The organism is Pseudomonas sp. P129 (assembly GCF_020312195.1).
Classification (GTDB): domain Bacteria; phylum Pseudomonadota; class Gammaproteobacteria; order Pseudomonadales; family Pseudomonadaceae; genus Aquipseudomonas; species Aquipseudomonas fragariae.
Map to the genome: position 1 here is coordinate 93,225 of NZ_JAGPYS010000012.1, position 18,167 is coordinate 111,391.

An 18,167-nucleotide genomic window follows, 5' to 3' on the forward strand; every position below is an offset into this window, starting at 1 on the left:
TGTCTGTCGCAACGCAGGCTCAGGACTGGATGCAGAGCATCGCCCCCTTGGTCAGATCACTTTGTGTGCATAGTCAGTTGCCAGCCATGGCCTGCACCCACGTCCTGACCTGTGCGTACGGATAATCCTCCAGCACCGCAAACCCGGAGGTGGCGCGGGCTTTGAGCCTGGTGAACAGCGGCACGCTGATGCCGCACAGAAAACGCGTCAGGCAGTCAGCGCTGGGCCGCTGGCCGGTGTAGTCCTGATGCTTGTGGATAAACTCACTGCACAGTTGCTGAAAGTCACGATTCGCCAGGGGCTCCAGCGCGGGTGGTTCGGGCAGGTGGGCGACTTCGCCAAGGCAGACCGAACAATGCCCACAACGCTCGGGCGCATTGTGATCACCAAAGTACCGCGCCAGCCGATGGGTCAGGCACTGGTCACTGGCGAACACGTCCAGCATGGTGTGAATGCGCGCAACCTCAGTGGCTTCGTGATGAGCGAAATAATCGTGCAATTCGACGCTCAGGGCCTGTGCATCAAAGTCGCTGCGCAACAGGCTGTAGACCTCGGTCATCTGTTTGCTTTCAAGCTCAATCCAGCCTTTTTCCTGAAAGTAATCCAGCGCCTTGACCACCCGCCCGCGCTCGGCGCCGTATTGCTGGTACATCGCCTGGAAATCGACGGTGGCCCAGGTGCGTGCCCGGTTTGAGGTGTCGATCAGGGCTTGAACGAACTCGCGTCGCTCCCCTTCGAAACGCGCCATCAGGTCTTGCGGCTGAAGCAGAAACTTGAAGCGGTACTCGGCAAAATACGCATAGCGCGGCGCAATGATCCCGCGCAGCTCCAGTTGCACCAGCAGGGTCTTCAACGGCAATTGACGAATGTTGCTGAGGTCGGCGAGCGGCCCCAGCAGAAATTCCCACTGCCCGTCATGACGCGCCCCGAGCAGGTCTTCCAGCACACGGGCAATCCCCTCGCGCTCCGGCGTATCGCCATACACGAAGTTCTCCAGCACGTTGAGGCTGTCGCGGTTGGCAAGCACCAGACAATCCGAAGCAGCACCATCACGCCCTGCCCGACCGATTTCCTGGCTGTAGTTCTCGATGGATTTGGGCAGGTCGAAATGCACCACGTTGCGAATGTCGCTCTTGTCGATGCCCATCCCGAACGCGATGGTTGCCACGATGCAGTTCAGACGGCCGCCCATGAACTGCTTCTGGATCGACTCGCGCTGATCGTTGGGCAGCCCGGCATGGTAGGCGCTGGCGGGCAGGCCATGCTGTTCCAGGTGCGCGGCGATATGTTCGGCTGTCTTTTGCAGGGTTACGTAAACGATGGTCGGTTGCCCGCGACGCTCGTTGAGCCACTCCACCAGCCGGCGTCGCTTGTCTCGTCCGCTGACCGGCTTGACCCACAGGTGCAGGTTGGCGCGGTAGAAACCGGTGGTGATCACATCCTCGGGGGCGATGGCGAATTTGTCCTGCATGTCGATGAGGACTTGCGGGGTCGCCGTGGCGGTCAGCAGCAATGTCTGGGGAATATTGAATTCGCGCTGGTAGTCCGGCAGTTTCAGGTAGTCGGGGCGGAAGTTATGCCCCCACTCCGAAATGCAGTGCGCTTCGTCGACCACCAGCAGGGAAATCGGCACTTGAGCGATGAAATTGCGGAAGCGCTCGTTCTTCAGGCGCTCGACCGAGATCATCAGAATCTTCAGCTCGCCGGAACGTGCGCGTGCCATCACGTCAGCGATCTCGTCGCGGCTTTGCGCCGAATCAATGCTCGCCGCCGATATGCCATGGCGGTGCAGGAAGGCAAGCTGATCCTGAATCAGCGCCAGCAACGGCGACACCACCAGCGTCAAATGCGGCAACATCAGGGCGGGCAATTGGTAACATAGCGACTTGCCCGAGCCAGTCGGAAAGATCGCCGCAGCCGAGCGTCCGGCCAGTACCGCACTGATGGCAGCCTCCTGCCCCGGCCGGAACTGTGTGTAGCCGAATACCTGTTCGAGACGCTGGTGCATTCGCGGTCCATCCATCAGTCAAAAAACGGGCTCAACCTTAACGCGCCAGGCCGGATGCACATAGCGCCAAAGCGTTGCAGAAACTCTACCCAGCGGCCGATATCATTGTAATATCACCGCCAGACATCGCTTGATCAGGAGCAGGAATGGATTCCCTACAGCAACCCGAGGACGACGGGATCATCCGCATTCAGCGCCTCGTGCCGGGTCAGGTCGATGTGGTGCTGGGCTCGCATCCACGCCGCAAGCGCGTCGATGCGCCTCGCCGCTCACGCCCTTATGGCCTGTGGCTGGCGTGCCTTATTGCTGCAGCCTGCGTGGCCGGACTGATCACCTCACATGCGAGAGGCCCCAAAGCGCTGACAGTACCGCCTGTTGTGCAGTCCATACCCGAAACCCGGACAGTCGAGGCCGAGGCGCAGCCCGTAGCCGCCGCCGATCCCGCGCCCACGCACATTCGAAAAACCGCAGAGCTTGTACCGATCGCGGCCACTGTGGCGCCGCCTGCCCCTGTGAAGCCCTTGGATGACTGCATGAAAAACGGCAACGTCATTGATGAGGCGGTGGCGAACTGTCGATTCGGCCAGGCTCCACGCCCCGCTCAGGCAGAACCGGCAACAGGCATGGTGTCTGCCGACTACATGGCCGATTTCAAGGCCAATGCTTCACGCAATTCCACGCGTTCTTCCAGGCCTTACAGTGTCGCGACGGCGTCCATTCGCGAAGCGGACGGCAGAAACCGCTACCGCGCGCAGTGGCGGATTTACGGCAACACGATCAATGGCGACAGCGTCTGCGAAAACTTCGCCATTCGTTCATTCGAACGGCGCGAGTGTCGCAAGGCGGCAGAGGTCAATTTCCGCGAAGAGTGCCGTGAGTGGACCAAACGCGCGACCAGAAACCGCGATGAGGACAGTAAAAACGCCCAACAGCGCTATTGTGAGGTGACCGCGAATTTCTCTCCCTGAAAACGAGCCTGAAACCCTCTGGCACGGTGGTCTCGCCGGTGTTTTCGACTGTCCCGGTGCATGGCCGAGCACCTGAGAATCCGTAAAAACGGACACATGTATAGCCAAAGGCTTACACGCAATGAAGCGAATGGCTATTTTGCACCTGCCATCAGAGCCGTAAGATTGGATCCAACAACTGGCGAACAAGGAGTTCGCTAGGATCAGGGATGATCGACCATCGCCGGGAAGGCAGCCGACAGGGAGTTGGAATGGTCTTGGTACAAACCCGCTTCGGCGGGTTTTTTATTGCGTGCGATTTTTGCCGTCAGCAGCCATATCGCCTCAAGACTTTTCCTGGCGCCAGATTTCCCGCCCTTCAAAGGGCCGTTCGAAGCTGAGCCCGTGAGGTATAGCGAAAGGCTTACACGCGCTGGGGGAACTTGGCTATTTCCGACCTGGCTCGCGCTCCGTAGTATTGGATCCATCAAGGGGTGAACAGGAGTTCACCCGGATCAAGGATGATCGACCATCGCCTCGGAGGCGTCCGACAGGAAGTCGGGATGGTCTTGGAAAAACCCGCTTCGGCGGGTTTTTTGTTGTCTGCAGAAAAGCTGCGCGCTTTACGCTGCCCCGCATACAGCCAACTGCTCAGCGCTTACCCTGCTCAAAGCGCTGCTGCAGCAAGTGTCGCGCAGTACCCGCATTGACGTAATCCGCAATCAACTCACCAAGCTCGTCTGGCTTGAGCTTTTTGCCGTCCCGGCTGAACCGCGCCAGCGCCAGGAGTACCCGGCGTTTTTTCCTGAACACTTTTGCGTTCGGTGCAGAGAACGAACGTGAGACTCGCTCGGGTAAGGGCGCATCGTCTTGCAGATGCAGGGTCAGAAACGTGCCGTAGGCGACATTCAGCTCAAAATCAGCGATGTGCTGGATCGGGACGGGGGACTTCAGGTTGGCGAAGACAAAGTGCTCGGGCGTGAGCAGCAGAGCGGTCTTGTCGGCACGCAGACACATGCGCAGCGCAAATGGCAGCAGCATCAGCATGAACGCCGTCAAGATGCCGCCCGCTATCAGCATAGAGTTGCGCTTTTCGGTCAGCCCCTGGGGAAATGACAGCGCTTCGGCTATCAGATAAATACCCAGCCCCAGCAGAGGGGCGAGGAATAGTGTTAGCAACAGCCCCCGCAGGCGAGCGCCCTCATGCAGAACCACATCACCGCTTACCGTTTTCGCGAGAGCACGCAGTTCGGTCACCACCTCAGCATCATTTGCCACATGATGCTTGATGAAGTCCTCGGTAAGACGCGTGCGCAGTGCCTGGGCATTGCTGAAGTACTGGTCCATCGCGGCGCGGGCCTGGGCCGCCACCACCGGCCGGATGCCGCTGCGGATCGCCTCGTCGGCAGCAACCTGCAGCGCGGCGATACGTTCGCCGTTTGAAGGGTGCGTATCCGAGGGATGCGGCAGCTGGACGGCCATTTCTTCGTCAGGCAGCGTGAATGCCTTGCCGGCCAGCTCGTGCAGCACGCTGTTCGGCAGATCCTTGGTGAACACCTCTCCGCGCCTTGGGTTGGTGGCCCGCGTGATGTGCGTGTAGATCCGCTCCTGCAAAAGCGGATCGATGGCCGAGATGCGCACCAGCGCCGAGGCAGCCGACGCGTTGCCAGCCAGGCTCGCCCCCGCGGCATCGGCGGCCAGCTCGCGCACGCGGCTCCAGTGATTGACCGCGTGATCGAAGCTTTCCATGAAATACACGCCCAGCATGAACGCCGGACGCAGAATGGTGCGCTGCAGCCACCCGCTGACCATCATGTTTTCCGCGATCACCCCAAGGCTGCGACCGATGCCGTCGTAGATCGGCAGAAAGCGCAGGCTGTACTCGGTGTCTTCACCGGCAAAATGCGCCAGTTCATGACCAATCACTGCACTCGTTTCAGCGGCATCGATCAGCCCCAAGTACAGGATCGGCACATGCAGAGTTCGCCCTTTGAGCACGGCGTCGGACGGCAGAAGGGAAACGTCGCTCGAGGTGACGTAGAAGCCTTCGGTCATGCCCAGCACGATGTGATCGGGGGACAGCGCGCCGAGCCGTTCGGCCAGATCGCGCACATAAGCCCAGAGCACCGGTGCCTCTTCAGGCGTGACCTGCTGCCCCAGAACCTCCATCGCGGTGGGCTCGAACATGTGCAGCATGACGCCCAGTTGCTTGCCCATCCGCCAGATCGAATACAGGCATGCAGCGACCAGCATCAGCACGACGATGATCAACTTGAGCTCGCCCGCGGACATGCGCCCCACATGCCACAGGCCCAGGGCTTCGAAACAGAGGATTGCCGACACCGCCGCGCCCATGGCGACGATGTGCCCCACAAGAACGAAGGGCAGAATCCGCCTGACCCTGCTGAAGGTGTGCAGCAACCGCTCTCGGGATTGACGTGCGCGTGCGCCGGCCCAGTTGAGCCCTGCCAGCCCGATGCCTCCGACCAGAGCCGCCAGCAGGCACAGCGCGATGACGGCGCGTGCCAGCCAGGTGGTGACATTACCCACCACCACTACGAAGTCGAGGCCCTGTTCTGCCTCATGGAGACGGGACAGAGCCTCCTTGAGGGTGATGTTCTCTCCGTCCATCTCCATCGTTCGCGTGAGGGCGTCGGGCGACCTGGCGAGCCTTTCGAAATAGGGACGTGCGTGCGCAAGTTCGGCCTGGATCTCGGTCAGGCGCTCAGTGTTTTCGACACTGCGCTGCAACTGCCAGGCACCGATGAGGTTCAGGCCCAGAGGGAGCAGGATGAGTACAGTAATGAGCTTGTAGATTTTCATGAGGCAAGGCTCATAGAGGTGCGTCGCCGCTGGCTGTCCTTAGCGCGCACAAGGTCCGTCAGGCAAAACGCCTCTGGCGTCTGCGTGCATGCGCCCTGCCGTTGCTCGAACACAGGCGTGAGGGCGCTGGCGGCGTTATACCCTGATTTGCAAACTGATGTAACAAAGCTGCCCGCCTGACCTGCGTCGACCCACCTGGATTCGTCCGCCTGAGCGCTCGCAGTGCCATCATTCCTCCACCCGGGAAAAATCGCCTGATAAGGCCAGTCTGTGTATTTACCCTCTTCAGAGCTCGGTAAATCTGCAAATAAGTTCATCTTTCTAAGCTTAATTTACCCCCTTTATCGGATCCAAATACCACCCTAAAGCCCTTTAAAATCAACACCTACAGCTACATTAAGGGTGCAATCCAAAATAATGATGGCTCATAGGCATCATTGCTTACTGTAACGAAACCGAGAAAATATCTACCGTCTGTAGGAACTTTCCTACTAAAAATAGTGCCATAGACCACACTGCTGGCTAGACGACATCTATATGCCAGCACGAACTCCTCCCTCATTGTGGCGGTGTGTCTCGCAGTGACACACATGGCAAAACCACTTCATGAGCAGGTGTGCAGTCGAGCAATTCGCAACTTTTCCCCGTCCCCCGGCCTGATCCGGGAAACGGTCGTGAAGGGTTCAAGGACGATGTACCGATGACTCAGACGTTCGATATAGAAGCATTGATCAAGCTGCGCAAGCAGACGCGCGCTATCTCCGACGCGCTCAAGGTGCAGGCGTCCGACTATCTGTCGACCCTCGCGCTGTTGATACGCCCGCAGACATTCTTCGGTGAATACCTGCAGGGCGCGCAGCGCAGCAGCGGCCGCGAGACTCAGCACCATTTCAAGGAGCTCAAGGAGCTCTATGACCGCATTGCCTCGGCAGAGCCGTTCAAGCTGGTCAATGAACTGGAAGTGCCCCTGAACCTGATCAGCACGACACCCGAGCTGTTCCCGCTCGAATACGACATGGTGTTGTCACAAAGCGGGCAGACCATTCGCATCACCAGTCCGGTGCGTTGGGTGGTGGGCTTCAACTCGTTCGATCTGGCGCAGTTTCGCAAGGTCATCAAAGACCCCAATCGCAGCAGCGCCGAGCTGTACCGCTATGTAGTGCATTATCTGGTGCTGTTCTACTGCCTGAGCAAGTCGCCGGGCATGAGCCGCCTGTTCGAAGGGCTGCGCTTCCCGGTCAGTTTCGAGCGCTTGAAAGACTTCGGCGACCTGCCGTTCTGCGTGATCAGTTCGCCGGTGCGCTCAGAGCTGCCGGATGAATCGGTCATTCGCAACAGCACGCAGATTGCAGGCAATACCAGCTTCGAAGAATTGGTCGGATACGAAAACATTCTGGAAATGAACGATGAAATCCGTCAGCGTCTTTTGCTGACGATTGAAGGACTCTAATCGCGCCCGGCCTGCCACAGGCCCGGTACGCAAACGACTTGCAGCGAGTTGCTCGCACAGGAGATGACGATGGCGAAGAAGGAAAGTACCCAGCACAAACTTGACCGCGTTCGCGCGCCTCGGGTCCATATCACTTACGACGTGGACATCGGCGATGCTCAGGAAAAGAAAGAGCTGCCATTCGTTGTGGGCGTTCTGGGTGATTTCTCCGGCAACCCGCTGGAGCCGCTGCCCAAGCTCAAGGATCGCAAGTTCATCTTCATCGACCGCGACAACTTCAACGGCGTCCTGAAGGGCATCAAGCCGCGCCTGGCGTATCGCGTCGACAACACGCTGGCAAAAGACGGCACGCAACTCGGTGTCGAGCTGAACTTCAATGCGCTGGAAGACTTCGAGCCGCAGAACGTCGTGCGTCAGGTCGAGCCGCTGCGCAAGCTGCTGGAAGTGCGCAACAAGCTGGCTGACCTGCGTAACAAGATGGGTGGCAACGACAAGCTTGAAGAACTGCTGATGGACGTGTTGCAGAACACTGAAAAGCTGAAAACCCTGGGCAAGGAATTTGGCCGTGAAGCCGCCGTTCCTGCCACCGACAGCAAAGAGTAAGGAGGAGCCTGACGATGACCGATAAGCAACCCGTGACTCAGCAGGACAGCGCTCTGGTTGAAGTGGAAAACTTCGCCCCGCAATCTTCCTTGCTCGACAGCATCATTTCCGAAAGCCGCGTTGCACGCTCCGAAACCGAGCGCACCCGCACCCGCGATCTGATCGGCGAACTGGTGGCCCAGGTACTTGAAGGCGAGATGACGCCGAGCAAGGACCTGATTGCCGTGCTCGACGCGCGCATCGCCGAGATCGATTCGATGCTCTCCGAGCAAATGAACGAAATCATGCACGCCCGTGAGTTCCAGCAACTGGAAGCATCCTGGCGCGGCCTGAAGTATCAGGTTGACCAGACCGAGACCAGCACCACGCTGAAGATTCACCTGCTCAACGCGTCGAAAAAAGACCTCGTGCGTGACCTTAAGGCGTCGTCCGAATTCGACCAGAGCGCACTGTTCAAGAAGATCTACGAAGAAGAGTACGGCACCTTCGGTGGTGCGCCGTTCGGCATGTTGCTGGGTGACTACGAGTTCAACCGCAGCCCGGAAGACATGTACCTGCTGGAAGAGATCTCCCACGTGGCAGCTGCCGCCCACGCGCCGTTCATTTCGGCTGCATCGGCTGAGCTGTTCGGCTGGGACTCGTTCACCGACATGGCCGGCCCTCGCGATCTGGCGAAGATCTTCGACACCGTCGAATACGCCAAGTGGAAGTCGTTCCGCGCCTCCGAAGATTCCCGCTATGTCGGCCTGACCCTGCCGCACGTGCTGGGTCGCCTGCCGTATGGTCCGGATACCACGCCCGTCGAAGAATTCAACTTCGTCGAAAGCGTCGATGGCCGTGACCACAACAAATACCTGTGGATGAACGCTGCCTACGCGCTGGGCACCCGCGTGACCGATGCGTTTTCCCGCTACGGCTGGTGCGTGGCGATCCGTGGTGTGGAAGGCGGTGGTCTGGTCGAAGGTTTGCCGACGCACACCTTCAAGACCGATGACGGTGAAATCGCGCTCAAATGCCCTACTGAAATCGCCATCACCGACCGTCGCGAAAAAGAGCTCTCGGACCTCGGCTTCATTCCGCTGGTGCACTGCAAAGGCACCGACTATGCCGCGTTCTTCGGCACCCAGTCGACCCAGAAGCAGAAGCAGTACAACACCGACATTGCCAACGCCAACGCGCGTCTGTCGGCGCAGCTGCAATACATCTTCGCGACCTCGCGTATCGCTCACTACATGAAAGCGATCATGCGCGACAAGATCGGCAGTTTTGCATCGCGCAAGGATGTCGAGCTGTTCCTCAACAAGTGGCTGTCCAGCTACGTGTTGCTGGATGACACCGCCAGCCAGGAAGCCAAGGCCAAGTTCCCGCTGCGCGAGGCGCGTGCCGAAGTGTTCGAAGTCCCTGGCAAGCCTGGCGTCTACAAGGCCGTGACTTACCTGCGTCCGCATTACCAACTGGATGAACTGACGGCATCGCTGCGTCTGGTCGCCGAATTGCCGCAATCGACACGCGGCTAACGTCCATCACTTAGCCAGGGAGGCAACATGAGTAGTCAACACAAGCTGTTGCCTTCATTGCTGGATCGATTGCTCGACGATCGTCCGCATCAGTCCGTGGAATCGTCATCGCAACGGTTGAGCTCGCTGGCCGATTACAAGGCCAGCATCGTGCGTGACCTGGAGATTCTGGTGAACACTCGCCAGTCTCTGGTCGCTGGCGAGCTGGAAGGTTTCGCCAATCTGAGCGGCACCATCCTCGACTACGGTATGCCCGACTTCACCAGTAGAAGCGTGCTCGACCCACAGGACCGGCTTTTGATCCAGCGCCAGCTGGAAAAGGCCATCTCGGTGGGCGACCGACGCTTTCGCAGCGTGAAAGTCCAGTTGCTTGCACAACAGACCGGCCAACGCATGCTGACTTTTCGTGTGGACGCAGTACTGCGTCTGCAGGACATTTCGCGTCAGGTTTCCTTTGACGCCGTGCTGCAGGTCAACACTCAGGAATACAAAGTGCAGAACCTCAACTGATGCTCGACGATCTGCTGCCCTATTACGAGAAGGAACTCTCGCACCTGCGCTTTCTGGGCCAGGAATTTGCCGCTCAATATCCGAAGATCGCTTCGCGACTGCTGATTGAGGGCGACAACTGCGAGGACCCGCATACCGAGCGCCTGATCGAGGCGTTCTCGTTCCTGTCGGCGCGTGTGCACAAGAAACTCGATGATGAGTTTCCGGAAATCGTCGAGTCGTTCCTCGAGGTGCTGTACCCGCATTACCTGCGCCCTACCCCGTCGATGTCCATCGTCGAGTTCAACATGGGCAAGCAGGAAAAGGTCACCGAGTCCTATCGTGTGGCGCGACACACCGAACTGCACGCTAATCCGGTGGACGGCATCGTGTGCAAGTTCCGGACGTGCTACCCGGTCGAGCTATGGCCGATTGCCGTGCAGAGCGCGTCGTTCATCGAAATGGAACGCTCGGCGTTCAACGGCCACAGCGCAGACCTGATTGCACGTCTGCGCATTGGTCTGACGGCCACCTCCGACGTGCTGTTCGGCAAGATGGAAATGGACAGCCTGCGCTTTTTCCTCGATGGCGAAAGCACGCTCATGCATCAACTGTATGAGCTGCTGTTCAACAACCTGGCCAAGGCCACGCTGTCCTTCGAAGACGAAGGCCGCACTCGCGAAGTGGTGCTGCCCGCCGGTGCCTTGAAGTCTGTCGGTTACGGTCTGGATGAAGGGCTGGTGGATTACTCGGAGCGTTCGTTTCTCGGTTATCGGTTGCTGCACGAGTACTTCACCTTCCCGGACAAGTTCATGTTCTTCGACCTGTCGGGCTTTGCGCGCATTCTGGCGGGCAAAGAGATCGGCAAAGTGGAGATCAATTTCTACTTTTCCGACTACGACCTGACGGACCGTCTGGCGCGCCTGACGCAGAACGTCAGCCGCAACAATTTCAAGCTCAACTGCACGCCGATCATCAACCTGTTCCGCCAGCAGGCCGAGCCGATCAAGCTGACCCACGTCCAGCATGAATACGCTGTCACGCCGGATGTGCGCCTGCAAAGCTCCGCCGAAGTGGTCTCGATCGATCGCGTGCGCCGGGTCAAGAAGATCAATGGCAACGACCAGGTCGGCACCTGCCATCCGTTCTTCGAACCACGCGGCGATCAAGGCCCGGGACAGAGTTTCTGGATCGCCCGGCGCCGGCCGACGCAGAGCCGGCAAAGTGACGGCTCAAACATGTTCATCCGGGTCGTGGATCGGGATCTGGAGCTGATCGATTCCAACAATGACACGCTCAGTATCCGTCTGACGTGCAGCAATCGCGACCTGCCATTGATGCTGCCTTTTGGCGGCGAGCGCGGCGATTTCAACATTCCGTCGAACTCAGTGATCAAGGACATCCGCTGCCTGCGCAAGCCTACGGCGACGGTGCGCGTGCCGCTGGGCAACGGCGTGATCTGGCGGCTTATTTCGCACCTGTCACTCAACCACATGTCGCTGGTTTCCAAGGGACGCGAGGTGCTGCTGGAACTGCTGTCGCTTTACAACTACCGCAACGTGTCGGCGATCCGCAAACAGATCAACGGGATCGTTTCGGTGAGCAGCGAGCCGGTCGTGGCACGCATCGGCCATCCGCGGCCGAACTTCGTGCGCGGCGTCGGCATCACGCTGAAGTTCGATGAAAGCCAGTACACCGGCAGTGGCGTGTTCCTGTTCGGCATGGTGCTTGATCACTTCTTTGGTCAGTACTGCTCGATGAACAGCTTTACCCAATTAACCCTTCGCACCTTGCAGCGCGAAAAGAGAGTGGTCCAATGGCCCCCGCGAACAGGCGATCAACCCCTGGTCTGATCGACCAGGCAAGGGCTGAGCCGCACCGATTCGAATTTTTCCAGTTGGTGCGTTTGCTTCGCCTGCACTACAGCAGGAACGGGCGTATGGACCTGGAAACCAGGCCGCACGAAGACCCTCTGCGCTTTCGTTCGCAGCTGTCGCTGAACTTCCCGGCCAGTGAAGTCAGCGACCTGCAGTTCGAACGCGAAGGCAAGCTCTCGGCGGCAGGTTTGCCGCTGTCCGAAGTGCAGGTCACGTTCATGGGCCTGGTCGGTCCTTCGGGCGTGCTGCCGCGCCCGTACACCGAGCTATTGATCGACCGACATATTCAGTATCGAGACGACGCTGCACATGCGTTTCTGGATATTTTTTCGCATCGCATGACCACGCTGTTTTACGAGGCGTGGCAGAAGTACAAGTTTTACATCGAGTACGAGCGCAACGGCACTTCGAACTTCGACCGTTATCTGCTCAACCTGGTGGGTTTCGGTCCAGAAGGCCTGAAGCAGAAGTTCGACAAGGGCGAGTCTCCCCTGCGCCGCGAACTGTTCAGCTACTTCTCGGGGATGTTCGCGCAGAAGCCGCGCAACGCCCTGAACCTTGAGGTCATGCTGAGTTTTTACTTCTCGCTGCCGTTCAAGATCCAGCAGTTCGCCGGACGCTGGCTGAAGCTCGACAGCAGCCAGTGCACGCAGCTGGGCCGCAAGAACGCCGTGCTGGGGCAAAGCGCCGTGGCCGGCAATCGCGTCTGGGATTACCAGTCGTGTGTACGTATCGAAATGGGTCCTCTGGAACTGGCCGACTACCAGCGCTTTCAGCCGGGCACCGAGGATTACCAGAAGCTTGTTGAACTGGTGCGTTTTTACATCGGTGCCGAACTGGACTTCCAGATTGCGCCGAAGCTCAAGCGCGAAGCTGTACCCGTGGCCCGCCTGGGTCGCCAAGGCAATGTATCGCTGGGCTGGCTTGGCTGGCTCAAACGCCCCGGTGTCGACGTGGAGCCCTCCCGTTGCGCCGTTTTCCATATTCCTTTTGATGGGGTCTCCCTGTGAACCTGAAGTCCCTGTTCGCCAAGCTGAACGAAACGAGCCGCACTGCCACTGAAAGCGCTGCTGCGCTGTGCCTGTCGGAGAACCATTACGACGTTGAAGTCGAGCACTTGCTGCTGCAACTGCTCGATAACAACGACAACGATCTGCCAGTGATCCTGCGCCACTACGATGTGGTGCCTGATCGCCTGCAGGCACAGTTGGTCACTGCGCTGGGGACGTTCAAAAAAGGCAACACGCGGACGCCTGCGCTCTCGCCGCACATCACGCGCATGATCGAGCAGGCCTGGGTGCTGGCATCGATCGAGTTCGGTCAGTCACAGATCCGTACCGGCCATCTTGTGCAGGCCTTGCTGGATGACGATGCACTGCGTCGCGTGGTCATCGGCTCGGCGCCGGAGCTGGAGAAGATCAACGCTGACGACCTGCGCCTGAACATGAGCGCGCTGGTCGAGGGCAGCCCCGAGACCAAGCTGAGCAAGCCACTGGCGAACGCCGACGCCAGCACGGGCGCCACCACCAAAGGCAACGGCAAGACGCCAGCCCTGGACCAGTACACCGTCAACCTGACCCAGAGCGCTCGCGATGGTCGCATTGACCCGGTGCTGGGACGCGAATTCGAAGTGCGGCAGATGGTCGACATCCTGACCCGCCGCCGCCAGAACAACCCGATCCTGACCGGTGAAGCCGGCGTCGGTAAAACAGCCGTGGTGGAAGGCCTGGCGCTGCGCATTGTGCAGGGCGACGTGCCGTCGGTGCTCAAGGGCGTTGCCATTCATACGCTGGATCTGGGCCTGTTGCAGGCCGGTGCCGGGGTCAAGGGCGAGTTCGAAAACCGCCTCAAGTCGGTCATCGAAGAAACCAAACGCAGCCTGCACCCGATCATTCTGTTTATCGATGAAGCCCACACGCTGATCGGTTCGGGCGGGCAAGCCGGGCAGAACGATGCCGCCAACCTGCTCAAGCCTGCCTTGGCACGCGGTGAGCTGCGCACCATCGCCGCCACCACCTGGGCCGAGTACAAAAAGTATTTCGAGAAGGATGCCGCACTGGCTCGACGCTTCCAGGTGGTGAAAGTCGAAGAGCCTGACGAAGACAAGGCCATCCACATGCTTCGCGGGTTGCTGGCGAAGATGCAGGAACACCACAAGGTCACGGTGATGGATGAAGCGCTGGTGCAGGCCGTTCGCCTGTCCAACCGCTACATCACCGGCCGCCAGTTGCCGGACAAGGCAGTCAGCGTACTCGACACCGCTTGCGCACGCATTGCCCTGGGCCAGTCGGCACAGCCGGGAGCGCTGGAGGACTGCAAGCGTCACATCGACAACCTGAACGCAGAAATCACCGTACTGGAGCAGGAAACCGCCAAGGGCAGCGACCACGCTCGCCGTCTGACGGCCCTGCACGAAGAGCTGCAGGCCGAACAGGAGACCCGCGAGTCGCTGGAGCAACAGTGGAAGCGCGAGCTGGAACTGGTCGAAAAGCTTGGCGCACTCAGCGTTCCGCAAAGCGGCGAGCCTGATGCCGGGCAGATTGCCGCCGTACGCGCCGAACTGGCCAGCGTGCAGGGCGAGCAACCGCTGGTCCACGCACTGGTCGATGGCGGCACGATTGGCGAAGTGATTTCCGGCTGGACCGGCATTCCGCTGGGCAAGATGCTGCGCGACGAAATCGACACCGTGCAGAGCCTGCCCGCGCTGCTGGGCGAACGCGTACTGGGTCAGGACCATGCACTCGAAGAAATCGGCAAGCGCATCAAGATTTCCCGTGCCCGCATGGAAGACCCGAACAAGCCGATCGGTGTGTTCCTGCTGCTGGGCCCGAGCGGCGTCGGCAAGACCGAAACGGCACTGGCCCTGGCTGACACGCTGTATGGCGGCGAACGTAACGTCATCACCATCAACATGTCCGAATACCAGGAAGCCCACACCGTCTCCAGCCTGAAAGGCTCACCGCCTGGCTACGTCGGTTACGGCGAAGGTGGCGTGCTCACCGAAGCCGTACGCCGCAAGCCTTATAGCGTGGTGCTGCTCGACGAGGTGGAGAAAGCCCACCCGGATGTGCTCGAGCTGTTTTTCCAGGTCTTCGACAAAGGCGTGCTGGACGATGGCGAAGGTCGCGAGATCAACTTCCGCAATACCGTGATCATCCTCACCTCCAACACCGGTACTGATCGCATCATGCAGTGGTGCCTGAACACCGAGCAGAAGCCGACCCCCGATGACATCGTGGAAGGCCTGCGCGACGAGCTGAATCAGGTGTTCAAACCGGCCTTCCTGGGTCGCCTGACCATCGTGCCGTATTACCCGGTACAGGACGCGATTCTGGAGCGCATCGTCGGCCTGAAGCTGGAGCGCATCCGCAAGCGTTTCGAGCGCAATCATCAGGCGGTGCTGCGTTACGACGAAGCGCTGATCAAGGCTATCGCGTCGCGCTGCACGGAAGTCGACAGCGGCGCGCGCAATATCGACAACATCCTGTCCAAGACCCTCATGCCGGAGCTCGCGCAGCGGGTGCTGGAGCGGATGGCGCAGGACAAGCCGATTCAGAGCCTGACCATCGACCTGGGCAGCGATGGCGACTTCGCTTACACCCTGACCTGATCGATCACCCCATAGGTAAGACGTAATGAATAAAAGACTTCAAGGCAATTGTTCCTCGAAGCCAGCCTTGGCAAGGTGCCTGGCTGTTCTGGCAATGATGATGGCTCTGTCCGCCTGCGGCGTGACAGACCGTGTCGCCAAGCGCATGGATGACACCTGGGCTGGCGACATGATGTTCGGTGACAACGAAAAGGTCATCCTGACGACTGACGGCGGCAACCAGCTCAACCCCGACGAGTACGGCAAACCGCTCTCGGTGGTGGTGCGCGTTTATCAACTGTCCTCTCTGGAGCGCTTCGAGTCGATCAACGCCGATACCCTCTGGGATGATCCGCAAAAGGCTCTGGGCAACACCCTGGTCGAAAGCCGGGAGCTGATTCTGTTGCCTGGCATGGGCCAGACCGATCAGTGGCCGCTGAACCCGAATGCCTCGTATGTGGGCATCGCGGCGTTCTTCCGCACCGACGTCGACAGCCGCTGGAAGGTCGCGTTCGACGCCAACACGCTGCGCAAGGACGGTATCTGGTTCTCGTCCGACGGCGTGCGTGTGCTGGTGGATAACAACTACATCCTCGCGGTGCGTGGTGTGGACGTGCTGAACAAACTCAAGACTGAAGAGCAGTTCAACAAATCCAATTCGATTCCCGAACAACCCGCCGGCAAAAGTATGACCGAGCGCGCGCAGGACGCAGCTGTCCAGCAGGTTCAGGACTCGGCCGGCAGTGCTGCCAAAAAGGCAGCCGACTCACAATTCAATTCTCTGTTGGAAGGCGCCAAATGAGTAAACAAAGCCGCGTGATGTGGTCGGAAGGCATGTTCCTTTTGCCGCAACATTTCCAATATCAGGATGAGTTTCATCAACATCAGCTTGCTGAGTCGACGCTGCGCTCCACGCCCTTTCACTGGGGCGTGCAAACGCTGGAAGTCGACGTCGAGGCGCTGGCGACAGGCTCCCTGCAACTGAAGCGTCTGAAGCTGGTGTTCCCGGACGGCAGCCTTTACGACGCGCCGCAGCACGACCCGCTGCCTGCCGCCCGCGACCTGAAAAACCTGCTCAAAGGCGGAGAAATCAAGGTCTACGCGGCGCTCAAACTGCCTGAGCCCTTTGGCCTGAACTACGTTGAGGACGGCCAGGAGCAGAAGAGCGCGCGACGCTTTCGCAAACAGTTCGACACCCTGCCAGACCTCAACGAAGGCGATCTGGAAAACGAAATCACCAGCCTGCGCCTGAACGTGGTGATGCTGGTCGATGGCGACAGTCTGGATGGCTACAGCTACTGCCCGATTGCCCGACTGGCACGCAACAGCATTGGCGGCTTCAACCTGGATGCGCATTTTGTGCACCCGACGCTGCACGTGGGCACCCACGAGACGCTGGTCGGTCTCGGCAGGCGTTTGATCAGCGTGCTGCAAGCCAAGAGCAAGGCGCTTTCAGGCCGCCGCCGCGAGCGTGCTGACCAGATCGCCGAGTTTGGCTCCAGCGACGTCACCTTGTTCTGGCTGCTGAATACGGTCAACCGCGCCTACCCGCAACTGGCTCACCTGCTGGCGCATCCACGCTTGCACCCGGAACGTCTGTATCTGTTTCTGGCGGAACTGGCGGGTGGTTTGCTGACCTTCTCGCTGGACACCCAGCTCACCGACATCCCCGATTACGATCATCAGGACCCGGCGGCCTCGTTGGTCAAGCTCGACGAACTGGTTCGTCTGCTGCTTGAAAACGTGATTCCGAACCAGTGCATCGTCATCAACCTGAGTCAGGTCCGGCCTTCGTACTGGCAGGGCCAGTTGCTGGACCCGCGTCTTACCGAAGCCGACTTTTACATCTCGGTGCATGCCGACATGCCCGGCTCCAGCCTGCTGGAACTGGTGCCGCGCGCCTTCAAGGTCGGTTCGCCGGAAGACATCGAAGTGGTGGTCAACAGCGCCATGCCGGGCGTCACGCTGAACCACTCGACGCGTCTGCCAAACGCCATTCCGGTGCGCCTGGACAACCATTACTTCTCCATCGAGCCGCATGGCCGCGTGTATGAACGCATGATGGAAGCCCAGGCCATTTCCTTCTACGCGCCCAGCGCGTTTACCAATCTCAAGCTCGAACTGTTGGCGGTGCTTAAATGACTGAAGCCGTGATGCAAGGTGCCGCTACGGCCGCAACCGAAAAACCTACGCTCAAAGACCTGGTACGTGACTTCATCACCATGGCGCTGATTGTCCGTCGCGGCCGCCAGGCGATCTCGGTCACTGCCTTCGAATCCAGCGTCGATACCTTTTTCGCCAACCTGGAGCGTCAGGCGCGCAGCGCCAACTACAGCGTCGAACAGGTCAAGGACGCCCAATACGCACTGTGCGCATTCCTCGATGAGAGCGTGCTGCGTTCGGGCGACAACGACATGCGTCGCCACTTCGAAATGGAGCCGTTGCAGTTCCGTTATTTCGGGGTTCACCTGGCGGGCGAAGGCTTCTTCGAGAAAATCGAACTGCTGCGCGCCGACGTGAAAAAGAACCTGGATGTGCTCGAGGTGTATCACCTGTGCCTGGCCCTGGGTTTCGAAGGCAAATTCGGGCTGGGTCAGAAGGACCAGTTGCGCTACCTGGCCAACACGCTGGGCCAGGACATCGCACGCTACCGCAAGACGCCAAAGGCGCTGTCGCCTGACTGGGCATTGCCTGACCAGGTGTCGCAAATGCTGCGCCATGAAGTTCCGGTATGGCTTTACCTGGTGCTCATCGCCCTCGTATGCCTGGGTGTCTATCTGACGCTTGACTGGTTGCTGGGCAAAGACGTGGCCGCGTTGGCCGAACAAATCAGCCAACTGTTCAATGCTTGAGTCCCGATCAGG

General features: G+C 59.5%; 13 protein-coding genes. 11 read left to right on the top strand and 2 right to left on the bottom strand.

All coding sequences use genetic code 11. The annotated features are described in order from the left end of the window. Positions 1 to 73: 73 nt before the first annotated feature. Complete coding sequence (locus KBY02_RS22130; protein WP_225650755.1) at positions 74 to 2,008, bottom strand: ATP-dependent DNA helicase RecQ; 1,935 nt, start codon at positions 2,006 to 2,008, stop codon at positions 74 to 76. 146 nt (positions 2,009 to 2,154) lie between these two features. Here KBY02_RS22130 and KBY02_RS22135 point away from each other — a divergent pair, with 146 nt between their 5' ends. After that, complete coding sequence (locus tag KBY02_RS22135) at positions 2,155 to 2,976, top strand: hypothetical protein (protein ID WP_122319851.1); 822 nt, start codon at positions 2,155 to 2,157, stop codon at positions 2,974 to 2,976. Positions 2,977 to 3,606: 630 nt separating this feature from the next. Here KBY02_RS22135 and KBY02_RS22140 read toward each other — a convergent pair. Next, positions 3,607 to 5,778: a M48 family metallopeptidase gene (locus KBY02_RS22140; RefSeq protein WP_225650756.1), complete on the bottom strand. Its 2,172-nt coding sequence runs from the start codon at positions 5,776 to 5,778 to the stop codon at positions 3,607 to 3,609. 700 nt (positions 5,779 to 6,478) lie between these two features. Between KBY02_RS22140 and KBY02_RS22145 the strand changes: the two genes are divergently transcribed. The 10 genes from KBY02_RS22145 (at position 6,479) to icmH (ending at position 18,155) form a co-directional block, all read left to right on the top strand. Beyond that, entirely contained in the window at positions 6,479 to 7,228 is a 750-nt protein-coding gene (locus KBY02_RS22145; protein ID WP_003401916.1) for a hypothetical protein, read from the top strand. A 69-nt stretch (positions 7,229 to 7,297) separates the two neighbouring features. Continuing rightward, positions 7,298 to 7,831 (top strand): type VI secretion system contractile sheath small subunit, encoded by a 534-nt coding sequence (gene tssB / locus KBY02_RS22150; RefSeq protein WP_003318241.1) that lies wholly within the window; start codon positions 7,298 to 7,300, stop codon positions 7,829 to 7,831. Positions 7,832 to 7,845: 14 nt separating this feature from the next. Next, on the top strand, positions 7,846 to 9,348 hold the full coding sequence (gene tssC / locus KBY02_RS22155) for a type VI secretion system contractile sheath large subunit (RefSeq protein ID WP_003343625.1): 1,503 nt from the start codon (positions 7,846 to 7,848) through the stop codon (positions 9,346 to 9,348). A gap of 27 nt (positions 9,349 to 9,375) precedes the next feature. Continuing rightward, complete coding sequence (tssE, locus tag KBY02_RS22160) at positions 9,376 to 9,858, top strand: type VI secretion system baseplate subunit TssE (RefSeq protein WP_003318239.1); 483 nt, start codon at positions 9,376 to 9,378, stop codon at positions 9,856 to 9,858. Further along, positions 9,858 to 11,690 carry a type VI secretion system baseplate subunit TssF gene (tssF, locus tag KBY02_RS22165; RefSeq protein WP_003343627.1) on the top strand — a complete coding sequence of 611 codons (1,833 nt, stop codon included), beginning with the start codon at positions 9,858 to 9,860 and terminating at the stop codon, positions 11,688 to 11,690. Before tssE ends, tssF begins: the two co-directional genes overlap by 1 nt. Continuing rightward, positions 11,654 to 12,724, top strand: coding sequence for a type VI secretion system baseplate subunit TssG (gene tssG / locus KBY02_RS22170; protein ID WP_024640475.1), 1,071 nt, complete (start codon positions 11,654 to 11,656; stop codon positions 12,722 to 12,724). The genes tssF and tssG overlap by 37 nt, the downstream gene beginning before the upstream one ends. After that, positions 12,721 to 15,324: a type VI secretion system ATPase TssH gene (gene tssH, locus KBY02_RS22175; RefSeq protein WP_225650757.1), complete on the top strand. Its 2,604-nt coding sequence runs from the start codon at positions 12,721 to 12,723 to the stop codon at positions 15,322 to 15,324. The genes tssG and tssH overlap by 4 nt, the downstream gene beginning before the upstream one ends. 25 nt (positions 15,325 to 15,349) lie before the next feature. Then, the gene (gene tssJ, locus KBY02_RS22180) at positions 15,350 to 16,105 is read left to right on the top strand and encodes a type VI secretion system lipoprotein TssJ (RefSeq protein ID WP_003420341.1); all 756 of its coding nucleotides are present in this window, start codon (positions 15,350 to 15,352) and stop codon (positions 16,103 to 16,105) included. Next, the gene (gene tssK, locus KBY02_RS22185) at positions 16,102 to 17,445 is read left to right on the top strand and encodes a type VI secretion system baseplate subunit TssK (protein WP_003343637.1); all 1,344 of its coding nucleotides are present in this window, start codon (positions 16,102 to 16,104) and stop codon (positions 17,443 to 17,445) included. The genes tssJ and tssK overlap by 4 nt, the downstream gene beginning before the upstream one ends. Beyond that, entirely contained in the window at positions 17,442 to 18,155 is a 714-nt protein-coding gene (icmH, locus tag KBY02_RS22190; protein WP_003318805.1) for a type IVB secretion system protein IcmH/DotU, read from the top strand. The genes tssK and icmH overlap by 4 nt, the downstream gene beginning before the upstream one ends. The last annotated feature ends 12 nt before the right edge of the window (positions 18,156 to 18,167 follow it).

Bases quoted from the DNA above. Each gene is read 5' to 3' on its own strand.
- KBY02_RS22130 (WP_225650755.1), bottom strand. From the start codon at position 2,008: ATGCACCAGCGTCTCGAACAGGTATTCGGCTACACACAGTTCCGGCCG.
- KBY02_RS22135 (WP_122319851.1), top strand. From the start codon at position 2,155: ATGGATTCCCTACAGCAACCCGAGGACGACGGGATCATCCGCATTCAG.
- KBY02_RS22140 (WP_225650756.1), bottom strand. From the start codon at position 5,778: ATGAAAATCTACAAGCTCATTACTGTACTCATCCTGCTCCCTCTGGGC.
- KBY02_RS22145 (WP_003401916.1), top strand. From the start codon at position 6,479: ATGACTCAGACGTTCGATATAGAAGCATTGATCAAGCTGCGCAAGCAG.
- tssB (WP_003318241.1), top strand. From the start codon at position 7,298: ATGGCGAAGAAGGAAAGTACCCAGCACAAACTTGACCGCGTTCGCGCG.
- tssC (WP_003343625.1), top strand. From the start codon at position 7,846: ATGACCGATAAGCAACCCGTGACTCAGCAGGACAGCGCTCTGGTTGAA.
- tssE (WP_003318239.1), top strand. From the start codon at position 9,376: ATGAGTAGTCAACACAAGCTGTTGCCTTCATTGCTGGATCGATTGCTC.
- tssF (WP_003343627.1), top strand. From the start codon at position 9,858: ATGCTCGACGATCTGCTGCCCTATTACGAGAAGGAACTCTCGCACCTG.
- tssG (WP_024640475.1), top strand. From the start codon at position 11,654: ATGGCCCCCGCGAACAGGCGATCAACCCCTGGTCTGATCGACCAGGCA.
- tssJ (WP_003420341.1), top strand. From the start codon at position 15,350: ATGAATAAAAGACTTCAAGGCAATTGTTCCTCGAAGCCAGCCTTGGCA.
- tssK (WP_003343637.1), top strand. From the start codon at position 16,102: ATGAGTAAACAAAGCCGCGTGATGTGGTCGGAAGGCATGTTCCTTTTG.
- icmH (WP_003318805.1), top strand. From the start codon at position 17,442: ATGACTGAAGCCGTGATGCAAGGTGCCGCTACGGCCGCAACCGAAAAA.